This window comes from Parvimonas micra (genome assembly GCF_021300775.1).
GTDB lineage: Bacteria > Bacillota > Clostridia > Tissierellales > Peptoniphilaceae > Parvimonas.
Genome location: NZ_JAJTJP010000002.1, coordinates 83,730 through 101,330, shown reverse-complemented (window position 1 = coordinate 101,330; position 17,601 = coordinate 83,730). Strand labels below are relative to the sequence as shown.

Below are 17,601 nucleotides of genomic sequence, written 5' to 3'. Positions count from 1 at the left end.
GAGGAATAAATGGCATTTTTAAGAAATTTAATGGGATCTGTATTGAAATTTATTTACGAAGGAGTCGCTACTATATTACCAAACGAGCCTTCAAGTATTTCATATTTAGCTATTAGTATTATAATAATTTCAATAATTTTTAAAGTTGTAATGTTCCCAATATTTTTAAGTAGTATAAAAAATCAAAAAATTCAAGCAAAGTTTGCAAAAGAGCAACAAAAAATTAGAGAAAAATATAAACATGATCCTCAAGCTATGAATCTTAAGCTGATGGAATTTAATAAAGAACATGGAATTAAACAACTTGGTGGTTGTTTACCAATGATTTTTAACTTAATTTTAGTTTTAGCGATGTTCGCTGTAATGAGAGAGCCATTGTTATACATTTTTGGGGATGCAAATGCAAATGTTATGAAAAATTTCCTTTGGATTAAGGATTTGTCAGCACCAGACCCACTTATCTATGGACTTCCTTTGATAAATGCAGTTACTCAATATATCTATTTAGATTTGAGTAATAGAGATCAAAAAGATAATCCTGCTGCAAAATCTATGGAAACTATGAAATTTATATTTCCTTTCATAATATTTATTTCTGCAAAGAGCTTCTCAGCTGGTCTTGCACTTTATTGGGCAATGACAAATGTTGTAGAAATTTTATTAAGATTGGCTTTAACTGCTTACGAAAATAAAAAAATGAGTAAGTAGTAGAAAGGAGCAAAGAATGAGTATTATTAAATCAGCAAAAACTGTTGATGAAGCTGTAAAACTTGCTTTAGGAGAGCTTTCAGCTGATATTGCAGATGTTGATGTTAAAGTAATAGAAAAACCTAAGAGTGGTTTCTTGGGCTTTGGTTCAAGAGATGCTTTAGTTGAAGTTTCATTAAAAAATGAAAAAGAAATTGAAAAAGAAGAAGATAGTCAAACTAGCGTTGAAGTTTCTTGTTGTAAAGAAGCGCTTAGTGCTAAGAGTGATGATATAGAAAAGATTGAAGAATTCTTAAAAGGATTAATTTCAAATATGGGAGTTAATGGCGAAATCAGTTATGATGAAGATGAAGAAGCTATTAATTTGTATATTAATGAATCTGACGATTTCAAAGTTTTAATCGGAAAATCTGGAGAAACTTTAGAAAGTATCCAATATCTTTTAAGTATTTTTGCTAGAAGAAATACTTCTTTAGAAAAAAGAGTTTATTTAGATATAAATGGATATAAGAAGAGAAAAGAAGAAACAATCAGAGAAACAGCCATGACTTTTGCTAAAAAAGCTATTAGATATAAAAAAGTTATGAGACTTAGACCTATGAATGCTTATGAAAGAAGAATCGTTCATTCAACTTTACACAATATGAAAGGTGTATTTACAGTGAGTGAAGGTGAAGAGCCACATAGAAAGGTTGTTATCAAACCTAAATTTTAATATGCAATTAAAAGAACGTCTAGGCGTTCTTTTGCTTTATTGTGGAACAACAAGGAGAAAATATGGAAAATACTATTGTTGCTATTGCTACTGCCACTGGAGAATCAGGTATTGGAATTGTAAGACTTAGTGGTGAAAAGTCAATAGATATTGTAAAGAGTTTTTTTAAACCTTATGATAAGAAAGAAATAGATGAAAAATCCAATAGAATAATGAAATATGGTCATGTTTACGATAAAGATGAACTTATTGACGAAGTTATGGTTTGCTTTATGTACGCTCCTCATACTTATACTAGAGAGAATGTTGTTGAAATCTTTACTCATGGCGGAATTGTATGTCTTAAAAGAGTTTTAAATGTTTGTCTTGAAAACGGGGCTGATCTTGCTGAAAAAGGTGAATTTACAAAAAGAGCCTTTTTAAATGGACGTCTTGATTTATCCCAAGCTGAAGGAGTTATTGACTTAATAAAGGCGAAAACGGAATTTTCTCATAAGAGTGCGATTAATCAACTTGAAGGGCATTTGAGTAAAAAGATTAAAGAATTTAGAGAAAAACTTTTAGATATTTTGAGCTTTGTTGAGTATTCTATTAATTTTACAGAAGATATGCAAGAGGAATTACCTTTTGATAATGTAATTTTAAAGACTGAAAAATTAATGGCAGATATGGAAGAATTGCTTGGAGAGTCTAATAAAGGAAAAATTTTAAAAGACGGTATTAATGTTTCAATAATCGGTAAGCCAAATGTTGGGAAATCTTCCCTACTAAATAGAATATTAAGACAGGAAAGAGCGATTGTAACTGATATTGCAGGAACTACAAGAGATTTGATTAAGGAAGATATTGAACTTTCAGGAATTAAATTAAATATAAACGATACTGCAGGAATTAGAGAAACTGCCGATGTTATTGAAAAAATTGGAGTTCAAAAATCTATCGAAGCAAGTGAAACTTCCGACTTAAACTTGGTACTATTCGATATTTCAAGAGAGCTTGACGAGGAAGACGAAAAGATAATAAATCTTGCAAATACAACTAAATCTATTGGAATTTTAAATAAGGTAGATTTGGATAAAAAATTAGATGTTGAAAAATTAAAAGAAAAGATAAATTTTGAGTTAATTGAAATATCAGCGCTAAAAAATGAAGGAATATCAAAACTTGAACAGGCAATTATAGATATGTTTTTCGATGGAAAAATAGAGATTAAGGATAAAGCCTTAATCACAAATGTAAGACATGAAAACAGCTTAAAGAGTTCATTAGAATATTTAAAATTCTTCTATGGAGATTTAAAAAACATGGTTCCTATTGACTGTTGCGAAGTGGATTTGAGAAAATCCTACGAAGTGCTTGGAGAAATAATTGGAGAAAATATTTCAGAAAATATCTTGGACAATATCTTTTCAAATTTCTGTATTGGAAAATAAAGACGGTGCAAACCGTCTTTTTTTGTGGAATGGGAATGGTTCACTGTAATTTATGTATCTACGATACAATACTTTTGATTGTCAGCAATCAAAAGTATGAGATTTCTTACGTCATAAGCAATTAGCAAAGAAAATCCCCCAACACGTCATCTTGAGCGAAACGTAGTGTAGTCAATCTAGCCCTAACTTTGTTTACTTGTAAACAAAAGTAGGTCTGACGGGATAATTGTATCGTTAGATACAATTGCTCTGGAGATCTCAACTATTGCTTGTTTACAAGTAATAGTAAGTCCTGTAAAGGACTTAAATAAAAATCACCAATACCCCAACAAATTTAGCTATAAAAATTTTCAAAAACTATTGACAATACTATATTATACGCTGTATAATATAATTAAAATTAAGTATTATGAGGAAAAAGTTATGGATATACTAAAAGAATCGAGAAAACAGCTGATAAAATTAATTATGACGACTATAACGGGAAACTTTGGCAGTTCTATTTTGTCTTTTATCATTGGACTACTTATTTTAAAAAAGACAGAATCGGCTTTGAATTTCGGTATTTCTCAAATTATAGGACCTTTAGTTGCTGTTATTTTAGTTCCTTTTGTTGGTGCAATTGTTGATAAGTATAATAAAAAAATTGTAATTGTAATTGCACAGACTTTTAGTATTGTGAGTTTACTTTTATATGCTCTAAGTTTAAATTCCAATGCTGAAACTAATTTAATCAATACCTATATGTTATTAATTTGTTTAAAGGTTGCGGATCAATTTTTAAATAATGCTTTTTCATCTTCAGTAAAAAAAGTTGTATGTGAAGAGTATATTCAAAAGGTAAAATCCTTTCAACAGATTGCATCTTCAGGGGTTTATATTATATCTCCAATTTTAGCAGTTTTTTTACTTACAAAATTAGAATTAATCCATTTTGTGCTTTTAGAAGCTGTTATCGAGTTTATAACTATTTTAATTGTACTTTTTATTAATTTTAATCTTATTAAGACTGAAGTAACAGAGAATAATGAAGAAAAGAAAGTTTTACATCTTTTTGTTGAAGGAATTAAGTATATGAAAGATAAAAAGGTTTTAGTTTTTATTATCTTCTTTGCAATGTTTATAAATTTCTTAATGGCGTCAGTTTCAGTTGGACTGCCCTATGTTTTAATTAATGAGATTAAGATTTCTGATTATCTTTATGGTATTGTAAATGCGACATTCCCTGTAGCGATGATAGTTTCTTCAATAATATTGTCAATTATGAAAGATATTGAATATCCTTTAGAGTTTTCTTTTAAATGGCTTCGTGGAACTACTGGATTTTTATTATTTTTAGGAATTGCCCTATTATTTAAACTTAGTACTTCTTCATATTTTATAGTATTTATTATATTTGCTTTTGGATTTGACTTTGTCGCTAATTTTGCTAATACTCCAATGCTTGTATGGTTTACAAAGGCCATTCCTAATGAATATCAAGGAAGAGTTTTTAGTATTATTGAAACAGGATGTCAACTTCTAATGCCTCTTGGAATTTTGTTCTATTCTATTTTATTTGATAAATTCAAAAGTTCATATATTTTTATATTTTCTGGAATAGTTTTATTGGTATTTATATTTTTACCATATATTTTAAAAATAGATTTAAAGACAAAAGAATTTTAATAAGCTACTATTAGAATAATATAATAAAAAAATGAGAGTTTTTAACTCTCATTTTTTAATAATTTATAATATATCTTTTAATTTTCCAAAAGTTTTGTACTTAACTTTTTTAAGTTCTTTAATATTTTTTGCACCAAGAAGTAACATAGTCATTTTTGTTTGGTAGATTAAAGATTTTAAATAATCTTCAGCTACTTTATATCCACCATGTACTAAAAATCTTAAAACTTCTCCTGCAATAGCAGTCATATCACTTCCAAGTATAATCGCCTTTGCGACATCTTCCCCAGTTTTTAATCCACCAGATCCGATTAGAGTAAAGTCATTTGAAACTTTTCTACAATCTATAATACATTTTGCAGTTGGAATTCCCCAACCATAAATATTTGTAAAATCTAAATCTGTTCTTCTTAAATTTTCAATTTCTATAAAATTTGTTCCACCAAATCCACTGATATCAATGTATTTAACGCCAATGTTCAACAGCTTTTCACAAGTTTTTTTTGAAATACCACAACCTGTTTCTTTAATTATAACTGGAACATCTAAGTTTTTCACAATATTTTCAATATTTTTTAAAATACCTGAAAAATTTCTATCTCCTTCAAACTGAACAATTTCTTGAGCAGGATTTAGATGGAGAGAAATAGCGTCAGATTTTAACATTTCAACAGCTCTTTTTGCATCTTCAAGACTTGATAGTGCAGAAAGATTTGAAATAATAACATCTTTGTTATCTAAAATATCATTAATTACTGTAAAAGATTCTACAAGCTCTTCGTCTTGTAGCGCAACTTTTTGGCTTCCACTTTCAAAAGCGATATTGAAATGTTTGCAAAGTCTTGCTAAATCTTCATTAATATCATAGGAAGACTCTGCTCCTCCAGTTATTGCATTAATTAAAAGAGGAAAGGATAGTTTTTTTCCTAAAAAATCAACAGATGTATCTATTTCATCAAAATTCAAATCAGTCAATGCGTAATGTTCTATATATACATTTTCAAGCAAATTGCTAGATTTAAAGTTGCTCTTTAAAAAATTTTCCAAATGTTCTTTTTTTCTCTCGTTTTCCATATTCACCTGAATTATCTATTGTTATTATTGTTATTATTATTCTTGTTATTTTTGTTAGTATTACTATTGTTATTGTTAGTATTATTATTCTTGTTATTGTTCTTGTTATTATTATTTTCTGTATCTACTTGAGAATTTCCATTTTGTTTATTAATCAAATATTCACCAAACATTTCTTTAACAAGAGCATTTAACTTTGTACGATTTGGAATATAATAACTTGTATTATGAATATATTCAGCTTCTCCAGGAACTATTTCAGTATGCATCTTATCTTCACCTAAATTTTTAACCTTTAAAGATAATTTAGCAATTGTTGAGAAAGGAATGTTTGTATTTACAGTCTTTTTAACAACTTCTAAAATTTCTGGAAGTTTAGCGATGTTTTTAGCCTTTGTTAATTCTTTTATTAAAGCCTTAATAATTAATTGTTGAGATTTAACACGGCCAAGATCACCTTCTGTATATCCCGCTCTAAATCTTGCAAATTGTAGAGCTTGTTTACCATTTAATATTTGTTTACCAGGTTTTAAGTGAATATTATCTTCAGCAACGTCAACTTGAACTGGAACGTCAACTTCAATACCACCAAGAACATCTACAATGTCCTTAACTGAGAAGAAATTAACTCTTACATAATAGTCTATATCTAGATTTAAGAAATCTCTTGTAGTTTTCATAGCCATTTTAAGACCGCCATAATGGTGTGCATGGTTTATCTTATCTAGTTTTCCATTTACCATTACTCTTGAATCACGAGGGATTGATAACATATCAATTTTTCCTGTTTCAAAATTAACTTTTGCTAAAATCATAGTATCAGTTCTGTTTTGTTCAGTTGTCGCTCCACTGAAGTCATCACTGTCCAAACCTAAAACTAAGAATAAAAGTTCATTTTCAACACGTTGCTCTATATTATTACCTTCACCCAAATCATTTCCTACAAATTCTACTTTTGATGTTAACTCCATAACATCTAAAATTCTATTGGCAACCCAAAATATTCCACCGAAAAGAACTAAAGATATAATGAAGGTTATTATAAATTTCTTTTTCATATAAAACTCCCTTACTTTATTAATTTACTAATTACTTTGAAACTTGGATGTTCTGATGATTTGATTAAATCAAACAAAATAGTTTCAACATTAGTAACACTCGCTCCCATTTCTTTAATTAAATCCAAACCATTCTTATAGTTTTCTGGATTTCTTGAACCAACTGATTCGAAAGGAAGATAAACCTTAAACTCGTCCTTTAAATCTTTGATTGTTTGATATATACAAATATGAGTTTCAACACCAGTAATAATTACAGATGATCTTCCATCTTCTTTAAGTTTTAAAATTTCATCCTTAATAACTGGATAGGCTGAAAAACTGTTCTTTGAAAAATACTTCGCATTCGTTTCGTTTAAAGAAGCTTTAATCTCAGGAATTGTTTCACCAAGTCCTTTTGGATATTGCTCAGTATAAATTACTGGAATATTAAGCTCTTTACAAGCATTAATCAATATATTTGTATATTTGATAATTTTTTCGTTATTTTGAATAACTGGCATTAATTTTTCTTGAATATCTAATACCAGTAAAAATGTATTTTCAATTTTCATAGAAATCTCCAAATTTAAGATTTAATTACCATAATTTAGTTTGATAATTTTTATAGAATATATGGTAATAATTTAGTTTCACAACTAGAAATAGCACACTCTACCGTAAAACTATTTTATATTATACACTCTCTATACATTTTTTTCAACTTTTTTAATTTTTTAGTCTATTTTCGTAAAAAATTTGATTTTATAAAAATATTAATATATAATGTTAAAGATAGATTTTAAAAGGAGTAGTTATGAATAAAGTAGATTTAGAAGTTTTAAAAAGTATATACAAGGATATTGAAAATTCACATTTAGAAGCAATTTCAATAATCTGCGAAACGCTTAATGTTTCAGAAGATAAAATTGAAAAAATTGAGCTTTTAAAAAAAGGAATGACAAATAATTCATTTATTTTTACAGTAAATAATGTTAGATATATTATGAGAATTCCAGGAGAAGGAACATCTGAACTTATTGATAGAGTTCAAGAAGCAGAAGTTTATTCTCTTATAAAAGATAAAAATATTTGTGATGATTTAATATATATTAATGCTGAAAATGGATATAAAATTACAAAATTCATTGAAAATTCAAGAAATTGTGATGATAAAAATAATGACGACCTAAAAATTTGTATGGAAAAAATTAAAGAGTTACACTCTTTAGGATTGGAAGTAGGACATGAATTTGACGTATTTGAAAAAATTGATTTTTATGAATCATTATGGAAAAACAAAAACTCAATCTATCCAGATTATAAAGAAGTAAAAGCAAATATTTTTTCCCTAAGAGATTTCATAGAAAAAAATAGAAAGCCAAAATGCTTAACACATATTGATGCAAACTGTGATAACTTCTTAATCTCACCAGACGGATCTCTTCGTTTAATCGACTGGGAATATGCGTCAATGCAAGATCCAGATATTGATATTGCAATGTTCTGTATATATTCACTTTATGATAAAGAACAAATAGACAATTTAATTGATATTTATTTCAATGGACAAGTTGATGAAGTTATAAAAAATAAAATATATGCCTATATTGCTTCATGTGGACTACTTTGGAGCAATTGGTGTGAATACAAATTAGACTTCGGCGTTCATTTTGGCGAATATGCTACAAAACAATATGAATACGCAAGAGATTATTATAAAATAGTTAAAGAATGGCTAGATAAAAATAGATAAAAAAAATCACTGTAAAAACAGTGATTTTTTTTATTGTGAAACAATAAGGTTCCCGGGTACCCACCCGATGCAAAGCATCGTGGAAGGGTGGGGTTCTTATTTAATAATCTTATAGTAAACTCTTGAAGTTATTGAGTAAATTATAAAGTAAATTACTGAAAAGCCCAGTACAATTGTCGCAAAACTCATTGCAAAAATTCCTATACTTTGGAATCCAAGTCCTCCAAGTATATTGTATAAGATTGGAAAAGCGAATAATGAGTGAATTGTTGCTATAACAAGTGGTAGGAAAAATATCCACAGTATCTGTACTCTTAAACTCTTTTTGATTATCGAGTCAGGAAGTCCTACATTTTTCATTATCTGATAATTTTGTTTATCTTCAAAACCCTCAGAAATTTGTTTATAATATGTGATTAAAACTGTTCCTGTTATGAAAATTAATGCAACTATCATTCCAAAAAACAATAGACCACCATTTAATTCATAAGCGAAAGCATCAACTTCAGCTTTTGAACTATATGAACCACTAGATATTTTATTTGTTTCAGCAAATAAGTTATAATCTTTTTGTAATCTTGTATAAAAAGTTTCTTTATCAGTAGAATCTAAATCAAAATTAAATTCTAGAAAATATTCTATCAGATTGTCTTCAATATCTGGAGTATATTCTTCTAACATTTTAATAAAAATTTCGTTATCTTTTACAATAATTATCATCCCATCAGCAGCTATATTTCTAGGATATAAGTCTTTTACTTTGACTAATTTGTAATTTTTTCCAGCAAATTCCATAGAGTCATAATTTTTAAGATTTTTTGAGTTAGTGGAATATAACACCTCATCATCATTAAGAGTGTAATTTGTATTGTTGTTTTTATTAAAATCTTCCAATGTTTCAATGATTAAAAATGATGCTAATTCACTTCTTTTACCTAAAGGAGTAATTTTTCCATTTTCATTTATTACAGGATTCATCTTAGTCTTTTTGACTGTTAAATTTTTAATTTTTTCATCTTCTTTTAATACTTTATTTAAAAGTTTTAAAATCTCATTTTTTATTTCTTCACCATTTTTAAGTATATCTTTATTATTTCCTGATACTGAGGATGATAAATAAAAGTCTTTTGGATGAATAGAATTTGTAAAATCTTTTATACTAGAATTTATAGTTAATGTTGTAGCTAGAGTAACTATAATTGAAGTTGAAAGAAGTGCAATACTTGCAAGAGAAACAGCATTTGACTTCATTCTGTATAACATTCCTGATATTGAAAGGAAATGTTTTGATTTGTAGTATAAATTTCTATTTCTTTTTAATAATTTTAAAACTAAAATACTAAAAGCTATAAATATAAGATAAGTTCCAATTATTACAGCAAAAACTGCAGGAAAAAATCTACCAAAGCTTTTAATACTTCCTTTTGATGTAATCGAAAGATAGTACCCTACACATAGAATTATAAATCCTAAAGTTCCAAGGATAAACTTACTTTTAGGTTCTCCCTCCGCCTTTTTTTGTTTTGAAAGGAGTTCTATAGGAGTTGATTTTCCAATCTTAAATACCATTGTTAAATATATTAATACAAATATGATACCTAAGAAAATTAAAGTCAATATTGCAGAAGAACTTGAAAAATTATAGTCCATTATCTTTGCAGTCATATTTTTAGTTATTCTATTAAGTAGAATAAAAGCTAATTTTCCAAGAACAAATCCTCCTGTTATTGAAAAGAAACTAACTGTTAAAAAGTTTAGGATATATTCTATTGAAATAATTTTAGCGATATGTTTTTTCTCTAAACCTAGAATTCCGTATAGAGCAAATTCCTTATTTCTCCTCTTAGCTAAAAAGCTATTGGCATATATGATAAATATAAAAGTGAATATTCCAACTATAAAAATTCCAAACTGTATAAGCATTGCTATATATTCGTGATTTTTTTCGATATAATGATTTTGTCCAAGGGAAGCCATTACAAAAAATAGAGTTCCCATAATACTACTTGCTATTAAAAATGGAGTTAAAAGCAAAGCATTTGCCTTCATATTTTTAAAAGCAAATTTAGAAGCCATTTTACTTTTCATAGTTATTCACCCCGTTTAACATGATTTGAGCTTGATTTATTTTTTCTGCAAAAGTTAAGTTGTCATCACTACCTTTGTATATTTCATGATAAACTCTACCGTCTTTTATGAAAATTACCCTTTTTGCAAAAGCAGCACATTTTACAGAGTGAGTAACCATTAAAACTGTTTGTCCGCTGTTATTTATATCGCAGAAAGTTTTCATAACTATATCAGCAGATTTTGAGTCCAATGCTCCTGTAGGTTCATCTGCAAGAAGTAAATCAGGTTTAGTTATAATTGCTCTAGCGATTGCAACTCTTTGCTTTTGCCCACCTGAAACTTGGTAAGGATATTTATCTAAAACATCGCTAATCTTTAAAATAGGAGCAATCTCTCCCACTTTTTCATTCATTACTGCTGGTTTAACATCTGATAAAACAAGTGGAAGATAAATATTGTCTCTGTTTGAAAAAGAGTCCAATAAATTAAAATCTTGGAAAACAAATCCTAACTTTTCACGTCTAAAACTTGCAACCTCGGAATTGCTTAATGAATTTACATCCTTGCCTCCAATAAAAACTGATCCTTCAGTTGCCTTATCCAAAGTTGCTATTATATTTAAAAGAGTAGTTTTACCACTTCCTGATTCTCCCATAACTGCTATAAATTCTCCTTTTTCAACAGAAAAATTTACATCTTTAAGAGCTTCAGTCTTTACACGTCCCATTCCTCCATAAATCTTTTTTAAATTTCTAACATCTAATATATTCATAATTACCTCCAAAAAATATTATTTTCGTTTACAATAATATTTTAGCAAAAATTTTTAAGTCAAACATTTATCTAATATTACAAAAACAAAAATAACCTTACAATTTTGTAAGGTTATTGAAATGTTAGGTATGAAATTCCCATTAGTTTTATATTATTTTTCAACTAATTTAAAACTCTCATCAATTAAGCTCTTAACTAAATCTAAATCCACATCTGAATCTAATACAATTGAAATCCAGTATTTTTTATTCATGTGGTAAGCGGGGAAAAAATGCTTTTTATCAATCAAACTTTCTATAAGTTCAGGATTAAGTTTTACATTTAAAACATCTATCTTTCCGTTTCTTTCTAATCCCAAAGTTTTATAAGAAACGGATATAAAAATTCCATACCATTTTTTGCTATTTGGTGTTTTTATTGTCGCATGGTTATTATCTTCCCAAGGTTCTTCAGGAATTGTTCCGTATTTTTCCTTGACATAGTCTAGTAATAATTTTCTATAATCTAAAGAAGTAAAACAGCTGTTTACAATATCTTCAATAAGTTCATTAACTTTTTTTCTAATTTTTGAAACGAATTTACCTTTGCTGTCTGAAACATTAAATAAAATGTATTCCTCATTAAAAGGTAATTCAATAACTTGTACTTCAAAGGACTCTTTTCCTATTTTGATAATTGCATTAAAATTTTCCACATCAATATTTGACTGTAAAATATAATAATCTCCAATCTTCGAAAAACCATATTTAATTGCCAGTTTAGAATTAAAAATATTTTTATCGAATATTTCATTGTAAAACATAATTTTCTCCTAATTAGTAAATAAATTAAAAACAATAAGATATATATGTTGAATGTATCTGCGATACATTTACTTTTGCTAAAGCAAAAGTAAGAGATCTCTCCACTCCGTTTCACTTCGGTCGAGATGACGTATAAGGAGAAAGCTTCGTTTAATAGCCAGACGTTAAAAGCAAATAATTTTCAAATATTATTTAAAAGTTGGATTGAAAACTAAATATTTCACGTCATAGTACTTTGCACTGAAAATCCCCCAACACGTCATCTCGACTGGAGCGTTAGCGAAATGGAGAGATCTCATTACAATTATTTGTAAACAAATAATTGTAAGTCCTGTGAAGGACTTATATATACATAAAACATAATTTTCTCCTAATCTATATTAAAATAGCTATCACAAAAATCGTTCCACAATTTTTTGTAATCATTATGAGATACAAGTTTTAAGTCTTTTATTGTAAAGATATTTCTTTTCTTTGCTTGAGAAACAAAGTAGTTGGTATCATCATCAAACTCAGTTTCTATGGCATGAACAGTTTTAAAATTCTTTAAAAAAGCAATAAATAGCCTCGTATGACCATCAACACAGATATATCCCTCATGGGATTTTACAACTTGAATTACAATATCCCTAGAATTTTTAATAAAATTTTCGAGTGTATTTACTTTATCTTCATCAATATAAAATTGAGATGGTTGAATTTTATCAACTTCTAATGTTAAAACCGGCTTCTTTTCAAAAGAAATAATTTTTTTATTATTTTCATCAAAAAAATTATTTATATGTGGAGAGTAATATCTAAAATATTCAATGAGTTTTTTATAATTTTCTCTATTTTTTCCTCTCACCAAAGCACTGTCACTAGAAATTATTTCTATTTCATAAGGTTCTTCGTCAATTAAAAAGGCTCCCCTTTGATTTAAAACAATCTGTGAAAATAAGGGATTATTGTATTCTGTAACTCTTTTAATTTCCATTTAGTTTTCCTATATATGCATATCTCTATTTTTTAATATATTTTTTTCACCAAGTAATAAATTTCTTAAAAATTTTTCTAAATACTCTGTAGTTTCAAAAACACCATTTTTTAAATCATTGTAATTCGCTCTGACCAATGCGTTTCTAAAATACCAAGAATGTTCTGAAAATAATTCATTTCCAACTTCAAAGCCAAGAGTTTTTAGATATTTTATAAAGAAAACAGCAGTTGTTCTTGTATTCCCCTCTGCAAAAACATGTATTTGCCATAGCCTTGACACAAAAAGAGCTAAATGCTTTATTATCTCATTCATATTCAAATTTTTGTAATTAAAACTTTTTTCTTGAGATAAATCATATTCTAGAGTTTTAAAAAGTTCGCTAAAACTTCCATAAGTAACACTTTTTTCATTTAAAATCCACTCTTTTTTTGTGATATTATATTCTCTTATTTGTCCTGCATGAGCGTAAATACCTTTAAATAATCTATAGTGAATGGATAAATATTCATTTGGTGTAAAAGAAAAAGCAGGTTCTGTAATAATTCTTGTAATTCGTAAAGCTACTTCATCAGCTTCCTTATTTCTCTCTTCATCTCTGCTAGGTTTTTCTTCATAATAAGCAGTAATCATTTTTTCAGCTTGCTCTAGGGATATTTCTCCCTCAATATTTTGTTTTGCAGTTTCAATTAAATATTTTGAAGGTTTAATTCCGTCAACATCTTGAAGTCCGATACCGATACTCCAAGCATATGCTTTTTCTTTCTTTTCAGGTTCTGTATGTTTAATATATTCTTCAAAAATATCTTTTTCCATAATTTTCTCCTAATTAGTAAATAAATTAAAAACAATAAGATGTTTATATCGAATGTATCTACGATACATTCACTTATGCTTGTATACAAGCATAAGTATGAGATCTCTCCACTTCATTCGTTTCACTCATTTCGGTCGAGATGACGTATAAGGGAAATATCTTCGTTTGATAGCTTAACGTAAATTGTAAATAAACTTCAAAAATTTTTTAAAATTGCATAGAAAACAAAACAATTCACGTCATAGGACCTTGCATAGAAATACACCCGACACGTCATCTTGAGCGTAGTCGAAAGATCTCAACTATTGCTTGTTTATAAGCAATAGTAAGTCCTGTGAAGGACTTATATACATAAAATATAATTTTCTCCTAATCTATATTAAAATAGACTTTTACACTTGTTCCTTCATCTAATTTTGATTCCAATTTAACTTTTTGTCCTAGTTTATCCAAAATTTGTTTAACTAAAAATAGCCCTATTCCCGTTGATTTTTGATTTTGTCTTCCGTTAAAGCCTGAATATCCTTTATCAAAAATTTTAGGTAAATCCGAATCCTTAATTCCAATTCCGTTGTCTTTTATTTCTAGATAATTTTCTTTTTCATTAAAAGTTATTGAAACAGTTCCATTTTTAGTATATTTTATTGCATTTGATAATAGCTGTTCAATTACTACCATACACCATTTGCTGTCTGTAATTACTTTTACATTAAGCTTTTTGTATTCAAGTTTTATATTATTTGAAATAAAGAGAATTGCATATTTTTTGATTAAAGGGTTAATAATGTCGTCTAAATTCACAAGTGAAATGTCCATATCCGTATTGTGTTTTGACATTTTAAGATAGCTTAAAGCCATATTTGTATAGTCTTCAATATAAATCAATTCTTTTTTTATATTTTTTACATTTTCATTTTCAATATCGCCATCGCAGATTAATTTACCTGCGGTTATTGGTGTCTTTATCTGATGAATCCAAATTAAAAAATACTCTTGTAATTCTTTTTCTTTTTCTAAAAAGTCATTTCTTAATTTCAAATTAGTTTCTTCAAGTTCCTGTATCTGATTTTTTAGTTTTTCCTCTTTTTTATTTAGAAAAGCTATAAATAAAAGATATACCATATAGAAAAAAGCCACTATTTCAAAGGCTAAGAAGTAACTTTCAAAGCTTAAATTCATAAGTAAAAAAACAATCCAAAATACTGATAATATAAAAATTGTTGTTATCGTTACAGGTAAAATTTTTGAAATATAGTTTTTAAATTTATCCATTTTTACTCCGTTTTAGAATTTAGATAATATCCACTTCCCTTTTTGGTTTGGATAAAATCATTTAGTTTAATATCTGCAAATTTCTTTCTAAGTCTTGTTATATTGACTGCCAAAGTATTATCGTCAATATAATCATCTCCATGCCAACATTTTTCCATAATTGACTCCCTTGAAGCAACTCCGCCTTTAGCTTTAAAAAGAGTTTCCAAAATCGTTGTTTCCGTATTTGTAAGGGATATTTCGTTGTCATTATATTTCACTTTATTCTTATCCATATATAAAAATACATTTGCAAAACTTAAAAATTCAAAGTCCTTTGTAAAATCATAGCTTCTTCTTAATATTGCTTTAATTTTTGCCAAAGTTACATTCAAATCTATCGGCTTAGTTATATAGTCGTCAGCTCCGAATTGAATACCCATTACAATATCGATATTTTCACTCTTTGAAGAAATGAAAATAATTGGAACATTTGAATGTTTACGAATTTCCTCACACCAAAAATAACCATTATTATATGGCAACATAATATCCATTAAAACTAAATGTGGTTGGTATTCGACAAATTCTTCGACTATTTGATTGAAATTTGAAATCCCCTTTACTTCATAATTCCAAAGTAAAAGTTCCTTTTTCAGCATTTCAAATATATTTTCATCATCTTCGACAATTAAAATTTTCAAAAATATCACTCCCTTGAGTATTTTATCGTAAAATTAAATTTCTTTAAATAAGTATAGCATAATTATAATTTAAAATATAGTCAACTAAAAGCAAATATGGTAGAATTAATATAGCAAAAGATTGAATTATAAGGGGAAAAAAATGAAAAATAAATCTAGAATATATTTAGCAATTTTTAGTTTAATACTTTTTTTATGTTTAGGAATATTTAGCTTATATACTGCTTTCTCTGCTGAATATTACGGAATTTTTAAATATTTAATTGTAGCTATTTTAATTATAGCTTATATTATTCTAGCATATATGATTTTTACTAGAATTATTTTTAAAATAAAATTTCCTGATGAAATTATTTGTTATTTTGATGGAGATAAATTATATACTTCAAATCATTTGTTTCCAATTGATACAGATAATATTGTAGGTGTAAAAATTATATCTACTTCTAATTATAGAAGTAATCGTGCTTATAAGGTATCTATTAAATTAAAAGCTAGATTTTTTAGATATACTTTCGGTATTGGACATATTTCAAAGGATAAAGAGCAAAAAAAATATGACTATTTTTTAAAAGAATTAAAAAAACGTCATATTGATTATGAAATAAAGTAAATTTTACAACACAAATTTATAGATACATTTATGAGTTTCGTTGTCGTTTATTCTCATATCATTATCTTCGGGCAATTCAAAGATGCCTAAAAATTCACCATTTAAATATTCACATATTTTATTAGAAGCATGATTATCTGGATTAGCTGTTATGTATAAGTATTCCATATCATGCTTTTTTGCTAGTTCAAAAAGGAGTTTACAGGCTTTTACTGAATAGTGATGACCTCTGTGTTTTTCCTCAATTGTATATCCTATATTTCCACCATAGAAAAGTCCTTCATTATTTCCAATTCTCAAATCACATTTCCCCATTTTGTTTTCTTTTAAATCACATATATAAAAGCTATATGCAGGAACCCAATTGATAGCTAGATTTCCGGGATAAAATTTATCTAAAACTAATTTTATTTCATCATTTTGTAAAAAAGAAGTATCCAAGCATTCCATAAACTCACCTCCAAAATAATTTAAGATATTTTACCAAATTTTAAATAAAAACTCAACTTTTTAAAATAATTATTTACTTTATGTTGATTGGAATTTGATTTTGATGTATCTGCGATACATTTACTTTTGCTAAAGCAAAAGTATGAGATTTCCAGAGCAATTGTATCTGATGATACAATTACCCCGTCAGACCTAGTATTGTTTTTCAAGTTTATAGAGAGTAAAAAATGTTTCACGTCATAGCACTTTGAAAAGCAAAACTTCTCAGCACGTCATCTCGAGCGTAGTCGAGAGATCTCAACTATTGCTTGTTTACAAGCAATAGTATTTCTGAAAGAAATAAAAAATTTCTATATGTATCTACGATACATTCACTTATGCTTGTATACAAGCATAAGTGTGAGATTTCTCCACTCCGTTACACTCCGGTCGAAATGACGTATAGAGAACAATCTTCGATTTTTAGCCAGACGTTAAAAGTAAATAAACATCAAAAATACTTTATACATAATAAAAAATTTACATAATTATATAAATACATGTTATATCAAATAAACTAATTCACGTCATAGCACATTGAAAAGCAAAACTTCTCAGCACGTCATCTCGAGCGTAGTCGAGAGATCTCAACTATTGCTTGTAAACAAGCAATAGTATTTCTGAAAGAAATAAAGTTTTTATATATCTTCGATATATTAAAATTAAATCTTCAATACTAATTTCCCCACAAAAAAACAAAACCATTTCGGTTT

General features: G+C 27.4%; 17 protein-coding genes. 6 read left to right on the top strand and 11 right to left on the bottom strand.

What is annotated here, in order from left to right; genetic code table 11:
* Nucleotides 1–9 precede the first annotated feature (9 nt).
* The 4 genes from LW893_RS03700 (at nt 10) to LW893_RS03685 (ending at nt 4,524) form a co-directional block, all read left to right on the top strand.
* On the top strand, nt 10–708 hold the full coding sequence (locus tag LW893_RS03700) for a YidC/Oxa1 family membrane protein insertase (RefSeq protein WP_233055882.1): 699 nt from the start codon (nt 10–12) through the stop codon (nt 706–708).
* Nucleotides 709–724: 16 nt separating this feature from the next.
* Nucleotides 725–1,423, top strand: coding sequence for an RNA-binding cell elongation regulator Jag/EloR (gene jag, locus LW893_RS03695; protein ID WP_233055881.1), 699 nt, complete (start codon nt 725–727; stop codon nt 1,421–1,423).
* A gap of 62 nt (nt 1,424–1,485) precedes the next feature.
* Entirely contained in the window at nt 1,486–2,856 is a 1,371-nt protein-coding gene (mnmE, locus tag LW893_RS03690; protein ID WP_233055880.1) for a tRNA uridine-5-carboxymethylaminomethyl(34) synthesis GTPase MnmE, read from the top strand.
* Nucleotides 2,857–3,279: 423 nt separating this feature from the next.
* Nucleotides 3,280–4,524, top strand: a complete 1,245-nt coding sequence (locus LW893_RS03685; RefSeq protein ID WP_233055879.1) for an MFS transporter — start codon at nt 3,280–3,282, stop codon at nt 4,522–4,524.
* Nucleotides 4,525–4,587: 63 nt separating this feature from the next.
* Here LW893_RS03685 and fni read toward each other — a convergent pair whose 3' ends face one another.
* From fni to LW893_RS03670, 3 genes are read right to left on the bottom strand one after another with little or no spacing between them, the layout of a single operon-like run.
* Nucleotides 4,588–5,598, bottom strand: a complete 1,011-nt coding sequence (gene fni / locus LW893_RS03680) for a type 2 isopentenyl-diphosphate Delta-isomerase (protein ID WP_233055878.1) — start codon at nt 5,596–5,598, stop codon at nt 4,588–4,590.
* An 11-nt stretch (nt 5,599–5,609) separates the two neighbouring features.
* Nucleotides 5,610–6,656, bottom strand: coding sequence for an LCP family protein (locus tag LW893_RS03675; RefSeq protein WP_233055877.1), 1,047 nt, complete (start codon nt 6,654–6,656; stop codon nt 5,610–5,612).
* An 11-nt stretch (nt 6,657–6,667) separates the two neighbouring features.
* On the bottom strand, nt 6,668–7,210 hold the full coding sequence (locus LW893_RS03670) for an isochorismatase family protein (RefSeq protein ID WP_233055876.1): 543 nt from the start codon (nt 7,208–7,210) through the stop codon (nt 6,668–6,670).
* Nucleotides 7,211–7,452: 242 nt separating this feature from the next.
* Between LW893_RS03670 and LW893_RS03665 the strand changes: the two genes are divergently transcribed.
* On the top strand, nt 7,453–8,391 hold the full coding sequence (locus LW893_RS03665) for a phosphotransferase (RefSeq protein ID WP_233055875.1): 939 nt from the start codon (nt 7,453–7,455) through the stop codon (nt 8,389–8,391).
* Between the two features lie 96 nt (nt 8,392–8,487).
* Here the strand turns inward: LW893_RS03665 and LW893_RS03660 are convergent, their stop codons facing one another.
* From LW893_RS03660 to LW893_RS03630, 7 genes are all read right to left on the bottom strand, one after another.
* Nucleotides 8,488–10,479 (bottom strand): ABC transporter permease, encoded by a 1,992-nt coding sequence (locus LW893_RS03660; RefSeq protein WP_233055874.1) that lies wholly within the window; start codon nt 10,477–10,479, stop codon nt 8,488–8,490.
* A complete protein-coding gene (locus LW893_RS03655; protein WP_233055873.1) occupies nt 10,469–11,233 on the bottom strand; it encodes an ABC transporter ATP-binding protein in 765 nt (254 codons plus the stop codon). The genes LW893_RS03660 and LW893_RS03655 overlap by 11 nt, the downstream gene beginning before the upstream one ends.
* A 153-nt stretch (nt 11,234–11,386) precedes the next feature.
* Entirely contained in the window at nt 11,387–12,037 is a 651-nt protein-coding gene (locus LW893_RS03650) for an MmcQ/YjbR family DNA-binding protein (RefSeq protein ID WP_233055872.1), read from the bottom strand.
* 371 nt (nt 12,038–12,408) lie between these two features.
* Nucleotides 12,409–13,014, bottom strand: a complete 606-nt coding sequence (locus tag LW893_RS03645) for a hypothetical protein (RefSeq protein WP_233055871.1) — start codon at nt 13,012–13,014, stop codon at nt 12,409–12,411.
* A gap of 9 nt (nt 13,015–13,023) precedes the next feature.
* Nucleotides 13,024–13,830 (bottom strand): Fic family protein, encoded by an 807-nt coding sequence (locus LW893_RS03640; RefSeq protein WP_233055870.1) that lies wholly within the window; start codon nt 13,828–13,830, stop codon nt 13,024–13,026.
* Between the two features lie 370 nt (nt 13,831–14,200).
* Nucleotides 14,201–15,103: a sensor histidine kinase gene (locus tag LW893_RS03635; RefSeq protein ID WP_233055869.1), complete on the bottom strand. Its 903-nt coding sequence runs from the start codon at nt 15,101–15,103 to the stop codon at nt 14,201–14,203.
* A 2-nt stretch (nt 15,104–15,105) separates the two neighbouring features.
* Nucleotides 15,106–15,786: a response regulator transcription factor gene (locus tag LW893_RS03630; RefSeq protein WP_233055868.1), complete on the bottom strand. Its 681-nt coding sequence runs from the start codon at nt 15,784–15,786 to the stop codon at nt 15,106–15,108.
* 142 nt (nt 15,787–15,928) lie between these two features.
* Between LW893_RS03630 and LW893_RS03625 the strand changes: the two genes are divergently transcribed.
* Nucleotides 15,929–16,399 carry a hypothetical protein gene (locus LW893_RS03625; RefSeq protein WP_233055867.1) on the top strand — a complete coding sequence of 157 codons (471 nt, stop codon included), beginning with the start codon at nt 15,929–15,931 and terminating at the stop codon, nt 16,397–16,399.
* 3 nt (nt 16,400–16,402) lie between these two features.
* Here the strand turns inward: LW893_RS03625 and LW893_RS03620 are convergent, their stop codons facing one another.
* Nucleotides 16,403–16,849 carry a GNAT family N-acetyltransferase gene (locus LW893_RS03620; protein WP_233055866.1) on the bottom strand — a complete coding sequence of 149 codons (447 nt, stop codon included), beginning with the start codon at nt 16,847–16,849 and terminating at the stop codon, nt 16,403–16,405.
* Nucleotides 16,850–17,601 lie beyond the last annotated feature (752 nt).

Excerpts from the sequence above, each read along its gene's own strand:
- LW893_RS03700 (WP_233055882.1), top strand. The coding sequence starts at position 10 with ATGGCATTTTTAAGAAATTTAATGGGATCTGTATTGAAATTTATTTAC.
- jag (WP_233055881.1), top strand. The coding sequence starts at position 725 with ATGAGTATTATTAAATCAGCAAAAACTGTTGATGAAGCTGTAAAACTT.
- mnmE (WP_233055880.1), top strand. The coding sequence starts at position 1,486 with ATGGAAAATACTATTGTTGCTATTGCTACTGCCACTGGAGAATCAGGT.
- LW893_RS03685 (WP_233055879.1), top strand. The coding sequence starts at position 3,280 with ATGGATATACTAAAAGAATCGAGAAAACAGCTGATAAAATTAATTATG.
- fni (WP_233055878.1), bottom strand. The coding sequence starts at position 5,598 with ATGGAAAACGAGAGAAAAAAAGAACATTTGGAAAATTTTTTAAAGAGC.
- LW893_RS03675 (WP_233055877.1), bottom strand. The coding sequence starts at position 6,656 with ATGAAAAAGAAATTTATAATAACCTTCATTATATCTTTAGTTCTTTTC.
- LW893_RS03670 (WP_233055876.1), bottom strand. The coding sequence starts at position 7,210 with ATGAAAATTGAAAATACATTTTTACTGGTATTAGATATTCAAGAAAAA.
- LW893_RS03665 (WP_233055875.1), top strand. The coding sequence starts at position 7,453 with ATGAATAAAGTAGATTTAGAAGTTTTAAAAAGTATATACAAGGATATT.
- LW893_RS03660 (WP_233055874.1), bottom strand. The coding sequence starts at position 10,479 with ATGAAAAGTAAAATGGCTTCTAAATTTGCTTTTAAAAATATGAAGGCA.
- LW893_RS03655 (WP_233055873.1), bottom strand. The coding sequence starts at position 11,233 with ATGAATATATTAGATGTTAGAAATTTAAAAAAGATTTATGGAGGAATG.
- LW893_RS03650 (WP_233055872.1), bottom strand. The coding sequence starts at position 12,037 with ATGTTTTACAATGAAATATTCGATAAAAATATTTTTAATTCTAAACTG.
- LW893_RS03645 (WP_233055871.1), bottom strand. The coding sequence starts at position 13,014 with ATGGAAATTAAAAGAGTTACAGAATACAATAATCCCTTATTTTCACAG.
- LW893_RS03640 (WP_233055870.1), bottom strand. The coding sequence starts at position 13,830 with ATGGAAAAAGATATTTTTGAAGAATATATTAAACATACAGAACCTGAA.
- LW893_RS03635 (WP_233055869.1), bottom strand. The coding sequence starts at position 15,103 with ATGGATAAATTTAAAAACTATATTTCAAAAATTTTACCTGTAACGATA.
- LW893_RS03625 (WP_233055867.1), top strand. The coding sequence starts at position 15,929 with ATGAAAAATAAATCTAGAATATATTTAGCAATTTTTAGTTTAATACTT.
- LW893_RS03620 (WP_233055866.1), bottom strand. The coding sequence starts at position 16,849 with ATGGAATGCTTGGATACTTCTTTTTTACAAAATGATGAAATAAAATTA.